Origin of the sequence: Pseudomonas sp. 21LCFQ02 (assembly GCF_024129895.2) — a bacterium.
Classification (GTDB): Bacteria; Pseudomonadota; Gammaproteobacteria; order Pseudomonadales; family Pseudomonadaceae; genus Aquipseudomonas.
The window spans coordinates 181,111-201,738 of the sequence record NZ_CM178749.1 but is presented as its reverse complement, the minus strand read 5'-3'; the positions used below and the strand labels follow the sequence as shown (position 1 = coordinate 201,738).

16 protein-coding genes and 1 pseudogene are annotated in these 20,628 nt (G+C 61.6%); 5 read left to right on the top strand and 12 right to left on the bottom strand.

Translation table 11 applies throughout. The features are described 5' to 3' along the window. Positions 1–21: 21 nt before the first annotated feature. Positions 22–1,512, bottom strand: coding sequence for a leucyl aminopeptidase (locus NJC40_RS00935; RefSeq protein ID WP_045482899.1), 1,491 nt, complete (start codon positions 1,510–1,512; stop codon positions 22–24). Positions 1,513–1,823: 311 nt separating this feature from the next. On the opposite strand from NJC40_RS00935, the gene lptF reads away from it, so the two are divergent. Continuing rightward, positions 1,824–2,945 (top strand): LPS export ABC transporter permease LptF, encoded by a 1,122-nt coding sequence (lptF, locus tag NJC40_RS00930; protein WP_253111805.1) that lies wholly within the window; start codon positions 1,824–1,826, stop codon positions 2,943–2,945. After that, entirely contained in the window at positions 2,938–3,999 is a 1,062-nt protein-coding gene (gene lptG / locus NJC40_RS00925; RefSeq protein WP_045482893.1) for an LPS export ABC transporter permease LptG, read from the top strand. The genes lptF and lptG overlap by 8 nt, the downstream gene beginning before the upstream one ends. A gap of 210 nt (positions 4,000–4,209) precedes the next feature. On the opposite strand, the gene NJC40_RS00920 is transcribed toward lptG, so the two are convergent. The 6 genes from NJC40_RS00920 to gcsR form a co-directional block, all read right to left on the bottom strand. Further along, positions 4,210–4,701, bottom strand: coding sequence for an RDD family protein (locus tag NJC40_RS00920; protein WP_253140523.1), 492 nt, complete (start codon positions 4,699–4,701; stop codon positions 4,210–4,212). A gap of 103 nt (positions 4,702–4,804) precedes the next feature. Next, complete coding sequence (locus NJC40_RS00915; protein ID WP_010220199.1) at positions 4,805–5,017, bottom strand: cold-shock protein; 213 nt, start codon at positions 5,015–5,017, stop codon at positions 4,805–4,807. 400 nt (positions 5,018–5,417) lie between these two features. Next, positions 5,418–6,542, bottom strand: coding sequence for a glycine cleavage system aminomethyltransferase GcvT (gene gcvT, locus NJC40_RS00910; protein WP_253140522.1), 1,125 nt, complete (start codon positions 6,540–6,542; stop codon positions 5,418–5,420). An 81-nt stretch (positions 6,543–6,623) separates the two neighbouring features. Beyond that, positions 6,624–9,488, bottom strand: coding sequence for an aminomethyl-transferring glycine dehydrogenase (gene gcvP / locus NJC40_RS00905; RefSeq protein WP_253140521.1), 2,865 nt, complete (start codon positions 9,486–9,488; stop codon positions 6,624–6,626). Between the two features lie 10 nt (positions 9,489–9,498). Further along, entirely contained in the window at positions 9,499–9,882 is a 384-nt protein-coding gene (gcvH, locus tag NJC40_RS00900; protein WP_045482884.1) for a glycine cleavage system protein GcvH, read from the bottom strand. Between the two features lie 257 nt (positions 9,883–10,139). Then, on the bottom strand, positions 10,140–11,657 hold the full coding sequence (gene gcsR, locus NJC40_RS00895) for a transcriptional regulator GcsR (protein ID WP_045482881.1): 1,518 nt from the start codon (positions 11,655–11,657) through the stop codon (positions 10,140–10,142). A 594-nt stretch (positions 11,658–12,251) separates the two neighbouring features. Between gcsR and NJC40_RS00890 the strand changes: the two genes are divergently transcribed. Next, positions 12,252–13,181: an IS110 family transposase gene (locus NJC40_RS00890; protein WP_253143071.1), complete on the top strand. Its 930-nt coding sequence runs from the start codon at positions 12,252–12,254 to the stop codon at positions 13,179–13,181. Positions 13,182–13,316: 135 nt separating this feature from the next. Here NJC40_RS00890 and NJC40_RS00885 read toward each other — a convergent pair whose 3' ends face one another. The 4 genes and pseudogenes from NJC40_RS00885 to NJC40_RS00870 all read right to left on the bottom strand — a co-directional run bounded on the left by NJC40_RS00885 (position 13,317) and on the right by NJC40_RS00870 (position 17,559). Then, a complete protein-coding gene (locus tag NJC40_RS00885; protein ID WP_045482878.1) occupies positions 13,317–13,673 on the bottom strand; it encodes a DUF5064 family protein in 357 nt (118 codons plus the stop codon). Between the two features lie 61 nt (positions 13,674–13,734). Continuing rightward, positions 13,735–14,207, bottom strand: a pseudogene (locus tag NJC40_RS00880) (YbaN family protein). Positions 14,208–14,260: 53 nt separating this feature from the next. Beyond that, positions 14,261–14,881 (bottom strand): biliverdin-producing heme oxygenase, encoded by a 621-nt coding sequence (locus NJC40_RS00875; RefSeq protein ID WP_253142685.1) that lies wholly within the window; start codon positions 14,879–14,881, stop codon positions 14,261–14,263. Between the two features lie 113 nt (positions 14,882–14,994). After that, positions 14,995–17,559 (bottom strand): TonB-dependent receptor, encoded by a 2,565-nt coding sequence (locus NJC40_RS00870; RefSeq protein WP_253142684.1) that lies wholly within the window; start codon positions 17,557–17,559, stop codon positions 14,995–14,997. 246 nt (positions 17,560–17,805) lie between these two features. Between NJC40_RS00870 and NJC40_RS00865 the strand changes: the two genes are divergently transcribed. After that, positions 17,806–18,324, top strand: coding sequence for an RNA polymerase sigma factor (locus NJC40_RS00865; protein ID WP_045482867.1), 519 nt, complete (start codon positions 17,806–17,808; stop codon positions 18,322–18,324). Positions 18,325–18,360: 36 nt separating this feature from the next. Beyond that, positions 18,361–19,314, top strand: a complete 954-nt coding sequence (locus tag NJC40_RS00860; protein WP_373568448.1) for a FecR family protein — start codon at positions 18,361–18,363, stop codon at positions 19,312–19,314. Between the two features lie 184 nt (positions 19,315–19,498). On the opposite strand, the gene gap is transcribed toward NJC40_RS00860, so the two are convergent. Next, positions 19,499–20,497 (bottom strand): type I glyceraldehyde-3-phosphate dehydrogenase, encoded by a 999-nt coding sequence (gap, locus tag NJC40_RS00855; protein ID WP_045482861.1) that lies wholly within the window; start codon positions 20,495–20,497, stop codon positions 19,499–19,501. Positions 20,498–20,628 lie beyond the last annotated feature (131 nt).

Sequence of the window (20,628 nt, the reverse complement as noted above, 5' to 3'; positions counted from 1 at the left end):
CCATCAGGCGCGGCAGGTTGATCAAACGCCCGAGCGGTCCAGCAGGTACTGGGTCAGCAGGGGAACCGGACGTCCAGTGGCGCCCTTGTCCTTGCCGCCACTGGTCCAGGCGGTGCCGGCGATGTCCAGGTGTGCCCAGTTGTAGCTCTTGGTGAAGCGCGACAGGAAGCAGGCGGCGGTGATGGTGCCGCCTTTCGGGCCGCCGATGTTGGCGATATCGGCGAACGGGCTGTCGAGCTGCTCCTGGTACTCATCGAACAGCGGCAGTTGCCAGGCGCGGTCGTCCGCCAGCTTGCCGGCATCGAGCAGTTGGTTGATCAGGCCATCGTTGTTGCCCAGCAGGCCGCTGGTGTGGGCGCCCAGAGCGACCACGCAGGCGCCGGTCAGGGTTGCGATGTCGATGACCGCCTGCGGCTTGAAGCGCTCGGCGTAGGTCAGTGCGTCGCACAGCACCAGGCGGCCTTCAGCGTCGGTATTGAGAATCTCGACGGTCTGGCCGCTCATGGTGGTGACGATGTCGCCAGGGCGGGTCGCGGTGCCGCTCGGCATGTTCTCGGCTGCGGCAATGATGCCCACCACGTTGATCGGCAGTTGCAGCTCCAGTACCGCGCGCAGGGTGCCGAATACGCTGGCGGCGCCGCACATGTCGTACTTCATTTCATCCATGGCTGCGGCGGGCTTGATGCTGATGCCGCCGGTGTCGAAGGTAATGCCTTTGCCGACCAGCACGAAGGGTTTGTCGTTCTTCTTGGCGCCCTGATAGTTCATCACGATCAGGCGTGGTGGCTGCGCGCTGCCCTGGGCCACGGCGAGGAACGAGCCCATGCCCAGTTCCTTGAGTTTTTTCTCGTCGAAGACTTCGACCTTGAGATTCTTGTGCGCCTTGCCCAGCGCCTTGGCCTGCTCGCCCAGGTAAGTCGGGTGGCAGATGTTTGGCGGCAGGTTGCCCAGGTCGCGGGTCAGCGACATGCCGCTGGCGATGCCGCGGGCGTGGGCCACGCCGCTTTCTACCTGCGCAGTGCTGGCCTTGGCAGTCAGCAGGGTGATCTTCTTCAGGCTGCGCGCTTCGGCTTTCTGGCTCTTGAAACGGTCAAAGACATAGCCGCCGTCGAACAGGGTTTCGGCCAGCAGGCGGGTCTTGCCGTAGGTTTCGCGGTGCTTGACCTTCAGTTCGTCCAGGGCCAGTGCGGCATCGCTGCCGCCCAGACCTTTGAGGGTGCCGAGAATGCCGGCAATCACCTTGCGGAACTGACGGTCAGACAGCTCTTCATCCTTGCCCACACCGACCAGCAACACGCGCTCGGCCTTGAGGTTGGGCAGGCTGTGCAGCAGCAGGCTCTGGCCAACCTTGCCGGCCAGGTCACCGCGTTTGAGCACGGCGCTCAGGGCGCCACCGCTCAGGGCGTCGACACTCTTGGCTGCCGCACCCAGCGTCCGGCCTTCGCCCACGGCGACAACCAGCGTTGCGGTTTTCAGGGTTTCTGGGCTAACGCTTTTAACAACCAATTCCATGTCGGGTCCCCGAATGACTGTGAACTTTGCAAATGAATGAGGTAGGTGGCACGCGCCGTCCTGTGTCAAAGGTCTGGCGGATAGACTGACCCGCAGTTTGACCCTGCGATGTAACCGCTGACAACCCCGTAACGCATTTGTAGGAGATGGCTGAACGAACTATCCCCGTCGTTAAGTGACAGAAGGAGTCAATCACAGGATAATGCCGCATATTTTTTCCGGACCGTGCAGCCTGCTGCATGATTCCTTTACCGTGGCTCGTCTTTTTCCTTGTCTGGCCGCCGCTGCCTGGCAAATCTGGAGTGTCTGGTTTGATCGTCTTTCGTTATCTGTCCCGTGAAGTGCTGGTTACGCTGAGCGCCGTCAGCGCCGTGCTGCTGGTGATTATCATGAGCGGGCGCTTCATCAAGTACCTGGCCCAGGCTGCCTCCGGCGCACTGGACCCTGGCGTGCTGTTCATGATCATGGGCTTTCGCCTGCCGGGGTTTCTGCAGTTGATTCTGCCGCTGGGCCTGTTTCTGGGCATTCTGCTGGCCTACGGGCGCCTGTATCTGGAAAGCGAAATGACCGTGCTGGCGGCCACCGGCATGAGCCAGCAACGCCTGCTGGCGATTACCCTGGGCCCGGCGACGCTGGTCGCGCTGCTGGTGGCCTGGCTGAGCTTCAGCCTGGCACCGCAGGGTGCCTCGCAATTTGCCGTGCTGATCAACAAGCAGGACGCCCTGACCGAGTTCGACACACTGGTGCCGGGCCGCTTCCAGGCCCTGCGCGACGGCACCCGCATCACCTATACCCAAGAGCTGTCCGAAGACCGCACCCAGTTGGGCGGTGTGTTCATCTCCGAGCGGCGGATGTCCGACGACAAGAGCGAGGAACGGGGCATTACCGTACTGGTTGCCGAGAAGGGCCGTCAGGAAGTGCGCCCGGACGGCAGTCGCTTCCTGGTGCTGGAGAACGGCTACCGCTACGACGGCAACCCTGGCGAGGCCAATTACCGGGCCATTCAGTACGACACCTATGGTGCGATGCTGCCCAAGCCTGAAATCAGTGCCGAAGTCACCGAACGCGATGCGATCCCGAGCAGCGAGCTGTTCGGCAACGACACGCCGCGCTACCAGGCCGAACTGCACTGGCGCATCTCGCTGCCGATCCTGGTGTTCATCGTGACCCTGATGGCGGTGCCGCTGGCGCGGGTCAACCCGCGCCAGGGCCGTTACCTGAAACTCTTGCCGGCGATTCTTCTGTACATGGCTTACCTGACGATACTCATCGCCGTTCGCGGCGCCCTTGAAAAGGGCAAGCTGCCCATGGCGCTGGGCATGTGGTGGGTTCACGCCCTGTTTCTGGCGATCGGCGTGGGGCTGATGTACTGGGAGCCGTTACGCCTGAAGCTGGCCGCCCGCCGCACGGCCGGGGAGGTGGCTCATGGTTAAGCTCGATCGTTACATCGGCAAGAGCGTCTTCATGGCGATCCTTGCCGTACTGGGCATTATCCTGGGGCTGGCCTCGCTGTTCGCTTTCATCGATGAAATGGGCGACCTGGGTGACAACTACACGTTGCTCGATGCCGGCTCGTTCGTGCTGTTCACTGCGCCGCGCCGGGTCTATGAAATGCTGCCAATGGCGGCGCTGATCGGTTGTCTGATCGGCCTGGGTACCCTGGCCAGCAGCAGCGAGCTGACCATCATGCGCGCTGCCGGTGTGTCCATCGGACGTATCGTCTGGGCGGTCATGAAGCCGATGCTGGCGCTGATGCTGGTCGGCGTATTGGTTGGCGAATATGTGGCGCCCTACGCCGAGAGCAAGGCCCAGGCCGACCGCTCGCTGGCACAGGGCACCGGTAACTCGCAGAGCGCCAAGCATGGCCTGTGGCACCGCCAGGGTGATGAGTTCATTCACATCAACAGCGTCCAGCCCAATGGCTTGATGTACGGGGTGACCCGTTATCGCTTCGACGATCAGCGCCATATGCTGAGCGCCAGCTTCGCCCGCCAGGCCAGCTATCACGAGAACTACTGGGAGCTGAGCGACATCAGCACCACGCATTTCCGTGAAGGACACACCGAAGTGATCAAGACCCCGAATGAGCGCTGGGATGTTTCCCTCAGCCCGCAACTGCTCAGCACGGTAATCATGCCGCCGGAGTCGCTGTCGATCACCGGGCTGTGGAGCTACGCGCATTATCTGGCTGAGCAGGGGCTCAACAACGGCCGTTACTGGCTGGCGTTCTGGACCAAGGTGCTGCAACCGGCGGTCACTGTGGCGCTGGTGCTGATGGCGATTTCGTTCATCTTCGGCCCGTTGCGCTCGGTGACCCTTGGGCAGCGGGTATTCACTGGTGTGCTGGTGGGCTTTGTATTCCGCATCGCCCAGGATTTGCTCGGCCCGTCGAGCCTGGTGTTTGGCTTCTCGCCGTTGTTTGCGGTGCTGGTCCCGGCGGCGATTTGTGCCTTGGCCGGGGTGTGGCTGCTGCGTAGGGCGGGGTGATCTGAACAGTCAGTGCACGCCCTTTTGTGGGAGGCCGGTTCTGCTGGCGGCTGCTGTGCAGGATCACCGCTGAATCTGGCTGGCCTGTAGCTGACGTTAAAGGGCGTTGCCGCAGTTGACTGGGCTGCGGCGACGCCAAACCTGTCGCCCGCCAGGGCGAAGCAGGGCGGGCGAAAACACCTGCGCCAGTGCTGTCAAACGACCCGAACATCACCCAGCTGTACGCTTGGGCAATCTCACCAACTGACTGTTCGAATAGATGTCATGCCAGGTCCGCCCCTGCTTGTCATACAGCGCCCACACAAACCCCGCCCCAAGACACAACCCTGAGGCAATTGCCACCATGAAGCGCAGCAGCGCCTGGGTCAGACTGATCGCGCTGCCATCGGCATTCTGCACACGCACCCCCCATGCTTGCATGCCCAGCGTCTGGCCCGCATGGGTCCAGAACTTGGCAAAGAACGCAAAGCTCACCAGCAACAGCAGCGAAGACAGTACAGGGTCGCCATCCATTGCCCCGGACTCGGTCAGCTCACGCAAGCGCGCTTCACCGACAAAAGCCATCCAGATCAACTTGTAGATAAAGGCAGTGACGATTTGCACGGCCAGGCACAGCAGCAAGTCATAACTGATCGCCGCGAGGCGGCGTAACAGGCCAGCGGGCGGGAAGGGGCCTTCAGGCTTGAGCAGGCGGGTAGACATGGCAAGGCCTCGTTGACGAAGAGGCACTTATGGTAGCGGGGTTGGCCAATAAAAAAGCCCCTGGTAAGTCAATACCAGGGGCTTTTGGCGATCAGGCAGTTGCTTAGGCTTCTGCGATCACTTCGTCAGCCTGCATGCCTTTCTGGCCTTGCACGGCGATGAAGGTCACTTTCTGGCCTTCTTTCAGGCTCTTGAAGCCGTTGCCCTGAATCGCGCGGAAATGCACGAACAGATCCGGACCGCTCTCAGGAGTGATAAAACCAAAACCTTTCTCGTCGTTGAACCACTTAACGGTGCCGCTCTGACGTTGGGACATTTTCTTATTTCCTTGACGCTTGAATTAATGACAGCCTCTTTCGGCCGGAAATGCCAAAAAAGTACTGGGGCTGGTTGCAGGAAGTAAGAAACGTAGAACGGGTGTAGCAAAGCTTTGAGCTACTGCCCAGGTCCAGATTCAGCGACCTATGCAAACACAGTCAGGGCACTCTACGCCAACTCTCGTTACAAAAACAAGCCCCCGCGAAGCCCCGGATTTTAAAGGGCTTGAGCAGCACCCAAAGAAAATTCACCGGCTTGGGGCAAGTCGCATATCTGGCCTGCTTTGTGCACTTGGGCGGTGCACAAAACAGACCATTCGATGTTATTGCAGAACCATGAAAGATCATCGACAAAGCTGTGACGACTGCAGGCATGCAGCTGGTTTTTTGGCGCTGCGCTTAGCCGCGGAAGTAACGTTGCGCAACAAAAGGCATTTTTGCCACTTTCATCGGCACCTGCTTGCCACGGACCAGCGCCCAGACCGGGGTATCAAGAGCGCTGAAGGCGCTGTCCAGATAGCCCATCGCCAGCGGCCCGCCCAGGCTTGGACCGAAGCCACCACTGCTGACCTGGCCGATTTCCCGTCCCTGATCGTCGACGATTTGCGTGCCTTCGCGCACGGGAGTGCGCTCCTGCGGCAACAAACCGACGCGCTTGCGGCTCACGCCTTCCTGCTGTTGGGCGAAGATGCGCTCGGCCCCCGGAAAGCCTCCGGCACGTTCGGCGCCGGCGCGACGGGCCTTGGAAATCGCCCATAGCAGGCTGGCTTCCACGGGAGAAGTGTCACTATTCATGTCATGGCCATACAGGCACAGGCCGGCTTCCAGGCGCAGTGAATCCCGTGCACCGAGGCCGATGGCCTCGACTTCCGGTTCGGCCAGCAGGCGCCGGGCCAACGCTTCGGCGGCGCTGGCAGGTACTGAAATCTCGTAACCGTCTTCGCCGGTGTAGCCCGAACGGCTGACATAGCAGTCGCTGCCCAGAATGGTCACGCTGGCAAACTGCATGAAGGTCATGCTGGCAACTTGCGGGGCCAGGCGTGCCAGTACTGTGGCGGCTTGCGGGCCTTGCAGGGCGAGCAGGGCGCGTTGCTCAAACAGCTCTTCGATCTGGCACTGGCCGCTCAGGTGCTGACGCAAGTGCGCCAGGTCCTGTTGTTTGCAGGCGGCGTTGACCACCAGCAGCAATTGCTCTGGGCTGAGCCGGGCAACCATCAGATCGTCGAGAATCCCGCCGTCTTCATTGGTGAACAGCGCATAGCGCTGCATGCTCTGCGGCAGATCGATGATGTCCACCGGCACCAGGCTTTCCAGCGCGCGGGCGGCGTCTTTGCCGGTGAGTAGGATCTGGCCCATGTGCGAGACATCGAACAGGCCGGCCTGGGCGCGAGTGTGCAGGTGTTCTTTCATGACGCCGAGCGGGTATTGCACCGGCATTTCATAACCGGCGAATGGCACCATCCTGGCGCCCAGTTCGCGGTGCAGGCTGTGCAGCGGGGTGGTCAGCAGCGGTTGATCAGACATGGTCGATTCCTGAATGCGAATGTGCGGGCCTGTCCCGGAAAACCGGGGCAGGCCTGCCAGAGAAGCAAGTGAACGAGACGATCAGGCTTGCTGATAGCTCTCGATGGACGGGCAGGAGCAGACCAGGTTGCGGTCGCCGTAGACGTTGTCGACCCGCCCGACCGGTGGCCAGTACTTGCCGTCGACCAGCGAAGCCACCGGGTAGACCGCCTGTTCGCGGCTGTAAGGGTGATCCCATTGGCCGGTCAGTTCGGCAGCGGTATGCGGCGCGTTTTTCAGCGGGTTATCGTCTTTGTCCAGGCTGCCGTTTTCCACCGCACGGATTTCTTCACGGATGGCGATCATCGCTGTGCAGAACCGGTCGAGTTCTTCCTTGGCTTCGCTTTCAGTCGGTTCGATCATCAGCGTGCCGGCCACCGGGAACGACATGGTCGGTGCGTGGAAGCCAAAATCGATCAGGCGCTTGGCCACATCGTCGACGGTGATGCCGCTGCTGTCCTTGAGCGGACGCAGGTCAAGAATGCACTCGTGGGCGACCAGGCCGTTGCTGCCGGTGTACAGCACCGGATAGTGCTCTTCCAGGCGCCGGGCAATGTAGTTGGCATTGAGAATGGCCATCTGCGAGGCGCGCTTGAGGCCTTCGCCGCCCATCATGCGGATGTACATCCAGGTGATCGGCAGGATGCTGGCGCTGCCGAACGGTGCGGCGCATACCGCGCCCTGTTGCTGTTCCAGATGACGGTGCCCCGGCAGGAACGGCGCCAGATGCGCTTTGACGCCGATCGGGCCGACGCCCGGGCCGCCGCCGCCATGGGGAATGCAGAAGGTCTTGTGCAGGTTCAGGTGCGACACGTCACCGCCGAACTTGCCCGGTGCGCAGAGGCCGACCATGGCATTCATGTTGGCGCCGTCGATGTACACCTGGCCGCCGTTGTCATGCACGATGGCGCAGATTTCGCGAATGCCTTCCTCAAACACACCGTGGGTCGATGGGTAGGTGATCATCAGCGCAGCGAGTTTGTCGCGGTGTTCGACAGCCTTGGCGCGCAGGTCTTCGATATCGACGTTGCCGCGTGCATCGCAGGCGGTCACCACCACGCGCATGCCGGCCATCTGGGCGGTGGCCGGGTTGGTGCCGTGGGCAGAGGACGGGATCAGGCATACGTCACGGTCCTGGTCACCACGGCTCTGGTGATAGGCACGGATCGCCAGCAGGCCGGCGTATTCGCCCTGCGAACCGGCGTTGGGCTGCAGCGACACAGCATCGTAGCCGGTGGCCGCGCAGAGCATGGCCTGCAGTTCGTCGGTCATCAGTTGGTAACCGGCGCTTTGTTCGGCCGGGGCGAACGGGTGCAGGTTGCCGAATTCGGCCCAGGTCACCGGGATCATTTCGCTGGCGGCGTTGAGCTTCATGGTGCACGAGCCCAGCGGGATCATGCTGCGGTCCAGCGCCAGGTCCTTGTCGGCCAGTTTGCGCAGGTAGCGCATCAGCTCGGTTTCGGAGTGGTAACGGTTGAACACCGGGTGATCGAGAATCGCCGACTGACGCAGCAGGCCGTGGGGCAGACGCGAGGTGGCGCTGGCTGCCAGGCTGTCAAAGTCCGGCAGCGCCTGTCCGTCAGTGGCCAGCAGCGCCCACAGGGCTTTGATGTCGTCCGGGGAGGTGGTTTCGTCGAACGACAGGCCCAGATGCGTGCTGTCGACCTCGCGCAGGTTGACGTTGTGGCTGCGGGCGCGGCCATGCAGTTCAGCGGTGCGTGCGCCGGTGGCGAGGGTCAGGGTGTCGAAGAAGAACTCCTGCTCGGCTTTCAGGCCCAGCGGGTTCAGGCCGGCGGCGAAAATCGCGGTCAGGCGGTGCACGCGGTTGGCGATGCGGGTCAGGCCGCGCGGGCCATGGTAGACGGCATACATGCTGGCAATATTGGCCAGCAGCACCTGCGCGGTGCAGATGTTGCTGGTGGCTTTCTCGCGGCGGATATGTTGCTCGCGGGTCTGCATGGCCAGGCGCAGGGCTTGCTGGCCGTGGCGATCAACCGAGACGCCGACCAGACGGCCGGGCATGTCGCGCTTGAACGCATCACGGGTCGAGAAGTATGCCGCGTGCGGGCCGCCGAAGCCCAGCGGCACGCCGAAGCGTTGGGCGGTGCCGATCGCCACGTCGGCGCCGAACTCGCCGGGCGGGGTCAGCAGGGTCAGGGCCAGCAGGTCGGCAGCCACGGCCACCAGCGCATTGGCGCTGTGCAAGCGTGCGATCAACTCGCTGTAGTCGAACACATCACCATTGCTGGCCGGGTATTGCAGCAAGGCGCCGAAGTAATCGCTGACATCGCCCAGCTCGGCTTCGTCAGCCACCACCACGTTGATGCCTAGCGGCTCGGCACGGGTGCGCAGCACGTCGAGGGTCTGCGGGTGGCAATGGATGGAGGCAAAGAATTGCTTGCTGCCCTTGTTCTTGCTCAAGCGCTTGCAGAAGGTCATGGCTTCGGCAGCGGCAGTGGCTTCATCAAGCAAGGAGGCGTTGGCGATTGGCAGGCCGGTCAGGTCGCTGATCAGGGTCTGGAAATTCAGCAGCGCTTCCAGGCGGCCTTGGGAAATTTCTGGCTGGTAGGGGGTATAGGCAGTGTACCAGGCCGGGTTTTCCAGCAGGTTGCGCAGGATTGGTGCTGGTGTATGGGTGTTGTAGTAGCCCTGGCCGATGTAGGTCTTGAACAACTGGTTCTGCCCGGCAATGGCTTTGAGCGACGCCAGTGCGTCAGCTTCGCTTTGCCCGGCCGGCAGGTTCAGCACGCTGCTGCCCTTGATGCTCTCCGGAATCACGCTGGCAGTCAGTGCTTCCAGCGAGTCGTAGCCCAGCGTCTGCAGCATGGCCGCCTCGTCCGCTGCACGCGGGCCGATGTGCCGGTCGATGAATTCGTTGTTGGTGCTGAGCTCGATGCGATCACTCATGACGTGCTCCTCAGGCTTCGGCGTTGGCTTGGATCAGGCGGTCGTACGCGTCCTGATCGAGCAAAGTATGGATGGCGCTGGCGTCGGCCGGCACAAAGCGGAAGAACCATCCGGCACCCAGAGCGTCCTCGTTGACCTGCTCAGGGGTCTCGCTAAGCGCCTGGTTGACCTCGACCACTTCGCCATCGAGGGGCATGTACAGGCTGCTGGCGGCCTTGACCGACTCCACCACCGACACTTCGGCGTGTTGAGTGTAGGTCTGTAATTCGGGAAGTTGCACAAAGACCACGTCACCGAGCGAATTCTGGGCATAAGGCGTGATACCGACTGTGATGCTGCCATCGGCTTCGGTTCTCAGCCATTCGTGTTCAACGGTGAATCGCAACTCGCTCATAAAAACTCCTGGGGGGGCGACGGCATGCTGCATGGGCATGCCCTATGTCGCTCATCTAGCAAGTTTCTGACCAATTAAATTTTTTGTATATAAATCAAAGGCTTGATGGTTTTTTGAAGGAAATTGGCTTATTGCTCTGTAACGATTTCGATACGAGGTTGCTGGCAGGCGTCGCAGGCAACGGTTGCCGGCCTTGCAGATGGGTGCTCAGGGCGGCTCTGTATTTAAATCGTTACGGTGTATTGATTTCGATACGGCTAGGTGCGTGTCGTCTGTTGACCAATGCCGTACTTGCGCAGGCGGTGGGCAATTGCGGTGTGGGAAGTGCCCAGGCGGCTGGCGAGTTGGCGCGTCGAGGGGTAGTCAGCGTACAGGCGCAACAGCAGGTCCCTTTCGAACCCGTCGACTGCCTGTTCCAGGCTGCCGACGGTCTCGACGGGCTGGCCGGCGACTGCGGTCGCGGCGATATCCAGATCGGCCAGTTCCACCTGGCAGCTTTCACTGACGGCGGCGGCGCGGAAGATGACGTTCTGCAATTGCCGCACATTGCCCGGCCAGCGGTAGCCAAGCAATGCGCTTTGCGCCTCGCCAGTCAGGCGGCAGAGCGGGCGCTGGATCTGAGTGCAGGCCTGCTGCATGAAAAAGCGCCCCAGCAGCACAATATCCTGGCCGCGCTCGCGCAGCGGCGGCACGTGCAGGTTGAGGACGTTCAGGCGATAGAACAGGTCTTCACGAAAGCTGCCTTCGGCGACCATCTTTTCGAGGTCGCGGTGGGTGGCGCTGATGATGCGTACATCGACTTTGATTTCCCGGTCGCCGCCCACCCGGCGAAAGCTGCCATCGCTGAGAAAACGCAGCAGTTTGGCTTGCAGATAGGGCGACATCTCGCCGATCTCGTCAAGAAACACCGTGCCACGGTTGGCCAGTTCCATCAGCCCCGGCTTGCCGCCGCGCTGGGCGCCGGTAAATGCACCCGGCGCGTAGCCGAACAGCTCGCTCTCGGCCAGGCTCTCAGGCAATGCGGCGCAGTTCAATGCCAGAAACGGCTCGCCATGCCGGGCGCTGCTGGCATGGGAGGCGCGGGCCACCAGTTCTTTGCCGGTGCCTGTTTCGCCGCGAATCAGCAGTGGTGCATCCAGGGTTGCGACACGCTGGGCGCGGCCCTTGAGGGTGCGGATGGGCGCAGAATCACCGAGCAGCGCGTCGAAGCCTTCAGCGTGGTCGTGGTGCAGGGCCGACAGGCGTTCGCCGATACGGCTGGGCGGGTAGAGGGTGAGCAGGCCACCGGCTTCGGTGATAGGGGTGGTTTCCAGCAGCAGCGCTTCACCGCCCAACGTGATTTCGCGCATGGGCAGCCGAAAGCCGTTGTCGCGCAGGCTGGCTTGCAGGTCGGGGTCGTTGAGCAGTGTGCCCACCGGCTCACCCACCGGCTCGCGACCGATCAGCGCCACCAGCGCCGGGTTGGCCAGCAATACCAGGCCCTCGCTGTCCAGTGCCAGCACCGGGTCGGTCATGGCGGCCAGCAACGCATCGAGCTGTAGGTGGCGACGCTGGCCGGGCAGTATGTCGACCACGGTAATGGCTTCGACGCCGCGCACCCGAAACAGCGCGTCCTTGAGGTCTTCAAGCATCTTCGGGCTGAGCGTCGGCGCGTCGATATAGACGTTCGGCGGCACCATCTCCACGGCATCGAGGTTCAGATTGCGGCTGCCGAGGATCGCCAGAACTTCCTGGGTGATACCGACACGGTCAATGAAGCAGACATGGATGCGCATGATGAACAGGCATGGAGGCTCAAGAGGGCGCCAGTATGCCCTGTGATTGCCAACACGTCCTGTACGGTTGCTGTCCGGTCAACCGGGTGCCGCAGGCTTACTCCAATACTGTTCAGTTAAGTACACAAATCTCGCTGGGAGGCAGCTCTGCTGGCGAAGACGGCGGCACGTTCACAGCAGATGTAGTGTTTTTACTGGCCTCTTCGCGAGCAAAGCTCGCTCCTACAGATATTTGTGATGCTTGACCGAACAGTATTGGGGCTTACTCCAATACTGTTCAAATAAGCGCCGCATGCCTTTGTAGGAGCGACCTTGGTCGCGAAGAGGGCGGCACATTCGCAGCAGATGTAGTGTTTTTACTGGCCTCTTCGCGAGCAGAGCTCGCTTGTGTCTTTGATCAAGGTAAAGTCTGGGGTGAGAGGGGTGGATGGCAAGCTGACAAATCGCGGTGCCTAGAGCACGTGTGGGAGCCAAGCTGCCATCCACTCTTCCCGCTTTGGCTCAAAGCTCGAACAGTTGACTGAGTCCGACCTCGAACAACAAGCGTGAGTCAGGCCAAAGCGCCTCTCACTCTTTATCCTAGAGGTTTTACTCATGTCCGCCTATGCCGGTATTGATGTTTCCAAGGCCACGCTGCAGGTTGCGCTGTTTCCCAAAGCCGATGAGCTGTGTGTGCCTAATACTGAAGAAGGTCTCGCCAGCATCGCTGAGTACCTCAGCGCCCATCAGGTTGAACGAGTTCTTGTTGAAGCCACCGGTGGTTACGAGAAACTGTCGGTAAAGCTTCTGGCTAATGCCGGGTTCAAGATCCAGCGTATTAACCCTGTTCGTTCACGTCAGTTCGCTCTGGCCATGGGCAAGCGTGCCAAGACCGATCCAATCGACGCGCAAATGCTGGCCATGTTCGCCTCCAGCCTGGAGGCAAAGGGCTTCGCAAAGCCTGACGAGGAGCGCGAAGTCCTGCTTGAGCTGGTCAACTTGCGCAACAATCTGCTTCAACAACGTGACGACAACCGGCGCCGTATCAAACAGACCATAGTGCCCAGCGTGGTGGACATCTACCTCGCGTTGGAAGCCAGCCTCAAAGTGCAGATCAAAGCGGTAGATCAACTTGTCGATGCACAAGCGCGCAAGGTCGACTCAGAACTGCTGCAGCGGCTGCATGCCGTAAAGGGCGTAGGCCCAGTGACAATCGCCAGCCTGTTCTGCTACCTGCCAGAGCTGGGTGATCTGAGTCGTGGACAAATCGCAGCGTTGGCCGGTGTGGCACCGTATAACAACGACAGCGGTAGCAAGGCCGGCAAGCGGCAGATCTACGGTGGGAGGACGAAACTGCGCCGTGCGACCTACATGTGTGCGCTGGTGATGGTGCGCTACAACGCCGATTTCAAGGAGCGCTATGCGAGGCTGCGTGCCAAAGGCAAGTGCGCGAAAGTGGCCCTGGTGGCCTGCATGCGGGTGCTGCTGATACGTCTGAACGCCATGGTGCGCGACGGAACACCATGGCGTGATCACGTGGTTTGAATGGGGGGCGGGCTTTGCCCGCCATCGCGGAATCTATCCGCGATGGCATTATAAAATGCCCATTCATCGGGGGATGATGAAAGACAGTTGGCTCCCACTGTGGGCATACAGTGCTTAAGTGACCAGTATTGGGGCTTACTCCAGATGCTCCGGTTTGACCGGCTCGCCGGGTTGGGCATGCAATTGGGCGCGAATATCCTCGAACATCCGGTCGTAGTCCTGATGTTGCGATATTGGCAGCCCGGCCGGGTTGGGCAGGCCGTGGCGGATGGCGATGCGGCTGGCGTTCTGGGCAAAGTTGAAGGCCAGGTCGCGAGGCAGCTGGAAGGTTTCGCTGAACGGCTTGCCGTCGATTTCGCCCTGCATCTCGAAACTCATGCAGGTGCCCAGCGCCGGGTCTTCGACGCGTTGATAGCGCAGATGGATATCAAAGCTGTGATCGGTTTTTTGCAGTGCGCTGTGACTGAGATGCAGATGGCCGGGTTCGAACATGCTGGCGTTCCCCACAAAGCAGATGAATGTGTCCGGATAGACACTACCGGACTATCCGGGTTCAGCGCTTGTCGTGGGTCAATGGTGGCTTGCTGGCAGGTTCCGGGCGTGACCACAGCCACAGGTTGCCCATGGCCATGCCGGCGATTGCCAGATACAGCCACCACACGTGGGTGAACAGGCTCAGCATCAAAATGGCGCAGGCCAGCATGCTGATCGTCGCGCTGATCTTGCTGCCGCGCGAGACCATCCGGCCATTGCGCCAGTTGTACAGCATTGGCCCGAACAGCCGGTGATTCTCAAGCCAGGCATTGAGGCGTGGTGAACTGCGGGTGGCTGCCCAGGCGGCCAACAGAATGAACTCGGTGGTCGGCAGGCCGGGAACGAAAATGGCAATGATGCCTATCGCCAGACTGGTGTAAGCCAGCAGGCCGTAAAGCAGGCGTGAAAGTCTGGAGCCGGGCGGTTTGTAGGTCATGGTCATGATCGGCGAGTTCAAAAGCCCGGCCAGCTTAGGGGCTGTGCCGGGTGCAACGCAAACCGCGTTGTTGCAAGCGCAGCAGCCCCACCAAGGCTTGCCCCTGCTGTCATGCCTGAGCCACGTCAGCCTGAGGGGCCGCAGAGCCGGCGTAGGCGTGCTCCAGCAGCACACCAAAACGCTCGAACGCCGCCAGCGCGCCCTGGTCGAGTTCGGCTTCCTGGCTGGCGCTCAGTGGCAGCTCGTCGAGAATCCGGGTAAAGACTTTCCAGCCGGCGGCACGACCGCCCTCGGGCTCGCCCAGGTGACGCGCGCCGAATTGATGGCTGAGGTTCAGCGCTTCAGCGCGCTTGATCAGAAACGCCGCACCGAGCTTGGAACCTTCCGAGACGAACAGCCAGCCCAGCGCCTGGGCAACGCCGGGTTGCTGTACCGCACCCGCGACGCCGGCCGGCAGTTCGGTATTGAGGTCTTGCAGGTCGGCGGCGGCCTGTTCGGCGCGGCAACGCTGGGCCAGGTCCGGAATCAGGGCGATCAGTTGCGGGTCGCGGTACAGCGCTTGCAGTTCGCTCTGGAACAGATACTGGGCAACCACGAAGCGTGTGTAGCTGCTCAGGGTGGCAAACGGCGCATGGGCCTTGACCGCGTGATCGAGCTTCTCGTGTGGTGCGTGGGTGATCTTGTTCAGGCGTTGTGAGCGAAGCTCGCGGCTCGGGGTATCGGTGGTCATCGAATCTTCCTTGCGAGAAATTTCAGGGCTTGTTGAATAGACGAGTGGGCCGCTTGCGCCACGTAAAAAAATGCCGCACAGCGTGCGGCATTTGTTCAGCCAGCCAGTGGCGGTCAGATGTCCCACACCAGATTGACGCTGAAGTTGCGCCCCGGCTGGGTCAACCGGTCGAGGTTGGCGGGGGCCGTCACCCCGGCTTCACCGACGCCGTCGTAGCCGCGCACGTCATCCCACAGCCAGTACTGCTTGTCGGTCAGGTTGTAGAGGCCCGCGCTGAGCGTCACGTCCTGAGTGACCTTGTAGTAACCGGTCAGGTCCAGCACGCCGAAGCCCGGGGTCTTGAACTGGCTGGAAACCCCATCGGGGGTGTGGAAGTTGCTGTCATCGACGCGGTTCTTGCGCTTGACCAGGGTCCAGCTCAACAGCCCGCCGTAGTTATCCTGGTCATAGCCCAGGCCGAACACCCCGGTCAGCGGGTTGACGCTGTTGATCGGCTCGCCAGTGTCGTCGTTGCGGCCTTGCAGCCAGGCCAGCGACGCCTGGGTATACAGGCCCTGCGGCGCGCCGAAGTGGCCCAGATCCAGGCGGCCCTTGAACTCCGCACCCTTGATGGTGGCGTGGCGGATGTTGCTGGACTGGAAGGTCGTCTCGTTGTAACCGGGGCTCAGCGCGTCCTCGTTGATGAAGTCGCGGTACTTGTTATAGAACACTGCGACATCGAACGAACCGGCGTCGAAGCGGCCACGCAGGCCGGTCTCGAAGCTCTTGCTCTTTTCCGGCTCCAGATTCGGGTTGGGTTCAACCGAGTAGCCGGCGTTGGGGTTGTCGAAGCGGCCAAACAGGGCCTTGGCCGATGGGGTGCGGAAGCCTTCGGCGTACTGGCCGTACCAGGTGTACTGTTCGTCAATCGCGTAGGTCACGCCAAACTTGGGCGAGACCCGATGCCAGGTCTTGTCGTCGCCGCTGGCCTGCCCGTTGCTGGCCAGGTTCAGGGAGTTGATGAACTCCGGGGTCAGCTTCGGATCCAGGCGGGTGTGGTCGTAGCGCACGCCCGGCGTGAAGGTCCAGTTGTTCCAGCTGATCTGGTCCTGGGCGAACAGCGCGTAGCTGGTAATGGTCGGGTCCGGGAAATCGCTGGTCGGCACCAGACGGTCGGCGGTGCTCTCGGCGCCCACGGCGCGGCAGGCGCCCAGTACTCGGGCACAGATGCCGTAGCCGCTGCGCAGGCCGGTGACTTTCTGTTGCTTGAGGGTCGTGCCGTAGGTCAACAGGTGGTCGGTCTCAGCCAGGGTAAAGGCCTTGTCGGCCTGGGCATCGAAGATCCACTGTTTTTCCTGATAAGTGGTATCACGGAAACGATAGACATCGCGGGAGAACGGGAAGTAGCGCTCTTCAGTACCCTGCGAGGTTTTGGCGTTCTGGTAGTTCAGGCTCCACTTGAGGTTGTCGGCCAGCAGGCTGTCGAGGGCCAAGCGATGCTCCAGGCCGAAACGCTCGCGGGTGATGGTGTCGTTGCCCAGCCTTGACTGGTACATGCCCAGCCCGGCACCGTTGGTGAACGGCCCGCCCACTGCGCTTTTCAGGTCGGTATCGCGGTCGTCCTTGTAGCGTTCATAGGTCAGTTGCAGGCGCGCATCATCGGCGTAGTTCCAGCCCAGCTTGGCCAGCACGTTGGTCGAGCGCACGTCTTGCGGGTTGGCCTCGGTGCGCGCCAGGCCATTGCCGCCGGTGCCACCGTAGGACTCGGTCTCATGGCCGTTGCGCTGGCTGGCGTGCAGCAGCGCATCGAAGTCGTTGTAGCGACCGGCGACGCTGACGGAGGTCAGCCAGCTGTCGTCAGCCGAACTGTAGCCGGTCTTCAGGCGCGCGCCGGCGTCACGACCGTCTTTGATGATGTCGTCGGCATCCAGGGTGTAGTAGCTGACCACCCCACCGATGGCGCTGCTGCCGTACAGGGCCGAAGCCGGGCCGCGGAGAATTTCGACGCGCTTGACGATTTCCGGGTCGACGTAGTTGCGTTGGGTCTGGGCGTACGGGCCGCTGAAGAAGCGGTCGGGCACCTCGACGCCATCGACCTGGGTGAGAATCCGGTCGCCATCGATACCGCGAATGTTGTAGCCGTTGGTCCCCGCCCGGTGGCCTGCGCCGCCCACCGAAACGCCAGGCTCGTAGCGCACCAGGTCGCGAATGTTATTGACGTTCTGGCGGTCCAGTTGCTCGCGGGTATGCACGCTGACCGTGCTGCTCACGGTGCTGATGTCCTGTGACTGGCGAGTGGCACTGATGGTGGTCTGATCCAGCGCCAGCACGCTGCCGTTGGCGCGGCGTTGCAGCACCACGTTCTGCGGGCTGACGGTGCGATAGCCCAGCGTGCTACCGGCCAGCAGGCGCTCCAGTGCTTGCTCGGGGGCCAGCGAACCCTGCACGCCCGCCGTGGTGACGTTACGGGTCAGTTCCGAAGGCGCGCCGACCTGCCAGCCGGTGATTCGGCTGAATTCGTTGAGTGCCGCCACCAGCGGTTGCTGGGCGATATTGAACGAGTACTGGCCGGCACTGCGCTGGCTGGCGGGTGCGGTTTCGGCGGCGAGCACCGACATGGCGGGCAGGCCGGCGCTCAGCATGGCCACGCTGAGCAAGGACAGCGCGAAACGTGAGCGGGGTAGTGCGGCGGATGGCATCGAAAGGGCTCCCTGGCGTGTGTCGTCGGCATCATTGGAGATACTTGGGTAATACGAATCAGTTGCATTGGCTATGACTAGACGAACGGCACCAGGCGGGCGCGTAAAAATAACTGGGTAAATTCCTACAGATTTATCAGGCCGTTCGCGCACCGTGCTGGCCTGATATCGAGCAGCATTAAACGCTTGACGCTTAAGGTGGATGATAAGCATTATCATCGGCTTGATTGTCGGTCGAGCCCTGCCGTGTCCCAGTCCCGCTTCAACGATGTCTTCCAGGCCCAGCGCGATGTGCTTTTGCGTACCCTGCAGCGCATGGTCGGTAGCCACAGCACCGCCGAGGACCTGTTACAGGAAACCTGGCTGCGGGTGACCCGCGCCCTGACCGAGCGACCCATCGATCATCTGGAGCCTTTTGTCTACCAGACGGCGCGCAACCTGGCCCTCGACCATTTGCGCGCGCAACGCCTGCGCGAGCGCATGTTGGTTGAGGATGTACCCACTCAGGAGCTGGAGAGCGTTGCCGCGCAGTTCGGCTCACCCGAAGACTCTGCCCATGCTCGCCATCTGCTCGACAGCCTGGGCGCCAGCCTTGGGCGGTTGAGCCCGCGCCAGCAGCGGATTTTTGTGCTCAGCCGTTTGCATGGCTGTAGCTATCAGGAAATTGCCGATACGCTGGATGTCTCACCAAGCACCGTGCAAAAAGAACTCAAACTGATCATGGCGATCTGTATCGGAGTCATTGCCAGGCTTGACCACGCCTGATAAACACGTCCGTTACAAGAAATGCCGAGGAACACCGTGACCGTAGCCCCCCAACGCCCGCCAGGCGAAAACGTGTCGGGCGCAAGCGCCATGGATCAGGCCTTGAACTGGCTGATCGAACTGGACGCCGCCGATGCCGGGCAGCAGGCGCGCTTTGAGGCCTGGCTGCGGGCCGATCCTGCGCATGCCGAGGCGTTCGCCCAGGCCGAGGCGATCTGGAATAGCCAGGTCGTGCGCCAGAGCGCCGCGACGCTTAACCAGCGCCCGCAGCGCTGGCAGCGCCTGCGCGCCTGGACCCGGCCCATGGCGGCGGCAGCGGTGTTGCTGCTGGGGGTGGGCTATTTCGGCAATCTGCCGCTGCGCTTGCAGGCCGATCATCTGACCGTGGCCGGCGAGCGGCAGCGGCTGGAACTCGATGATGGCTCGCGGGTGCTGCTCAATACCCGTTCGGCGTTCTCCAGCCAGTTCGATGAGCAGCATCGCCTGGCGCGGCTGTATCAGGGCGAGGCGTTTTTCGAGGTGGCCAACGCCCATGGCATGCCACTGGAGATCGAGGCCGGGCCGCTGCGGATGAGCACCCGTGGCAGTGCGATGTCGGTGCGTTATCTCGACGGCGAGGCGCGGGTGCAGGTGCAGCGTGGCGCGGTGGATGTGCATGCGGTCAAAGGTGGTTCGCGGCTTAGCCTGAGTGCCGGTGATAGCGTCAGCCTGAACGCCGCCGGGCTTGGCCCGCAGCAACGCCTGGACCCTGGCCGGGACCTGGCCTGGGTGCAGGGCCGACTGATTTTCGACAACTGCCCGATGGGCCAGGTGCTCGATGAGTTGCGGCGTTATTATCCGGGCCTGATCGTCAACACCAATCCGGCCCTGGCGCAGGTCAATGTGACCGGTAACTACCGGCTGGACAACCCGCTGGATGTAGTCCGCTCACTGGCCGAGATGACCTCCGCGAGCGTGCATGAATTGCCCAAGCTGGTGATTATCAATTGACTGGTTTTGTCGGGGCGGATTGATCCGCGAAGGCCTTACGATTGGTGCATGGATCGTGGCCGCAGTTGTCTGGACTGAGGGTTTCCCCCCTTTGCCGAAACAAAGGGGGGGCGTCCGCCAGGGCGAAACACGGCGGCTGAGAGAGCGCCAACGCCATTGAGCCGTTTTGATGTCGTAACGGCCTTTACGAATTATGCAACGCCAGGCAGTTATCCAGCATGCGGTTGGAAAACGCCCACTCATTGTCGTACCAGGCCAGCACCTTGAGCAGTCGACCACTGACCTTGGTGTGGTTGGCGTCGAAGATCGACGACAGCGGGTTATGGTTGAAGTCGTGCGACACCAGTGGCAACTGGTTATAGCCCAGCACTTTCGAATTCTGGCTGGCCGCTTTCATCAGCGCATTGACCTCATCGGCCGTGGTATCGCGCTTGAGCTGTACGGTCAGGTCCACCAGTGACACATTGATCACCGGCACCCGCACGGCCATGCCGGTCAGTTTGCCGGCCAGCTCCGGCAATACCAGCCCGACAGCCTCGGCGGCGCCGGTCTTGCTCGGGATCATCGACTGAGTGGCCGAACGCGCACGGTACGGGTCGGTATGGTAGACATCGATCAGATTCTGATCATTGGTGTAGGCATGCACCGTGGTCATCAGGCCGCTTTCGATGCCCAGTTCGCGGTGCAGCACCTGCGCCACCGGCGCCAGGCAGTTGGTGGTGCACGAGGCGTTGGAAATGATCTGGTGCGACTGGCGCAGCACGTCATGGTTGACGCCATACACCACAGTGGCGTCGGCGCCGCTGGCCGGGGCCGAGATGATCACTTTGCTGGCGCCGGCCGTGATGTGCGCCGCCGCCTTGTCGCGGCTGGTGAACAGCCCGGTGCATTCGAACACCACATCGACCTGTTGGGCCTTCCAGGGCAGGTCTGCCGGGTTGCGGATGGCGCTGACTGCAATCCGGTCACCATTGACTGTCAGGCTTTCGCTATCGCACTCGACGGTGCCGTCAAATGGCCCATGGACAGTATCGAAGCGCAGCAGGTGGGCGTTCATTTCACTGTTGCCCAAGTCGTTGATGGCGACGACCTGCAAGTCTTGCCTATAGCCTTGGGTATACAGTGCGCGCAGGATGTTACGACCGATGCGGCCAAAACCGTTGATTGCGATACGAAGGGCCATGAACGCGTCCTCTCTGGAATTTGTTGTTTGAATTACAAGATTATTCTCATAAAAATAGAAAACAAGCCTTTTTGGTGGCAATATTTTCCTAAACCTACAAATACAAACCTTGAAGATCCGACACCATGACC

Bases quoted from the DNA above. Each gene is read 5' to 3' on its own strand.
- NJC40_RS00935 (WP_045482899.1), bottom strand. From the start codon at position 1,512: ATGGAATTGGTTGTTAAAAGCGTTAGCCCAGAAACCCTGAAAACCGCA.
- lptG (WP_045482893.1), top strand. From the start codon at position 2,938: ATGGTTAAGCTCGATCGTTACATCGGCAAGAGCGTCTTCATGGCGATC.
- NJC40_RS00920 (WP_253140523.1), bottom strand. From the start codon at position 4,701: ATGTCTACCCGCCTGCTCAAGCCTGAAGGCCCCTTCCCGCCCGCTGGC.
- NJC40_RS00915 (WP_010220199.1), bottom strand. From the start codon at position 5,017: ATGTCCCAACGTCAGAGCGGCACCGTTAAGTGGTTCAACGACGAGAAA.
- gcvT (WP_253140522.1), bottom strand. From the start codon at position 6,542: ATGTCTGATCAACCGCTGCTGACCACCCCGCTGCACAGCCTGCACCGC.
- gcvP (WP_253140521.1), bottom strand. From the start codon at position 9,488: ATGAGTGATCGCATCGAGCTCAGCACCAACAACGAATTCATCGACCGG.
- gcvH (WP_045482884.1), bottom strand. From the start codon at position 9,882: ATGAGCGAGTTGCGATTCACCGTTGAACACGAATGGCTGAGAACCGAA.
- gcsR (WP_045482881.1), bottom strand. From the start codon at position 11,657: ATGCGCATCCATGTCTGCTTCATTGACCGTGTCGGTATCACCCAGGAA.
- NJC40_RS00890 (WP_253143071.1), top strand. From the start codon at position 12,252: ATGTCCGCCTATGCCGGTATTGATGTTTCCAAGGCCACGCTGCAGGTT.
- NJC40_RS00885 (WP_045482878.1), bottom strand. From the start codon at position 13,673: ATGTTCGAACCCGGCCATCTGCATCTCAGTCACAGCGCACTGCAAAAA.
- NJC40_RS00875 (WP_253142685.1), bottom strand. From the start codon at position 14,881: ATGACCACCGATACCCCGAGCCGCGAGCTTCGCTCACAACGCCTGAAC.
- NJC40_RS00870 (WP_253142684.1), bottom strand. From the start codon at position 17,559: ATGCCATCCGCCGCACTACCCCGCTCACGTTTCGCGCTGTCCTTGCTC.
- gap (WP_045482861.1), bottom strand. From the start codon at position 20,497: ATGGCCCTTCGTATCGCAATCAACGGTTTTGGCCGCATCGGTCGTAAC.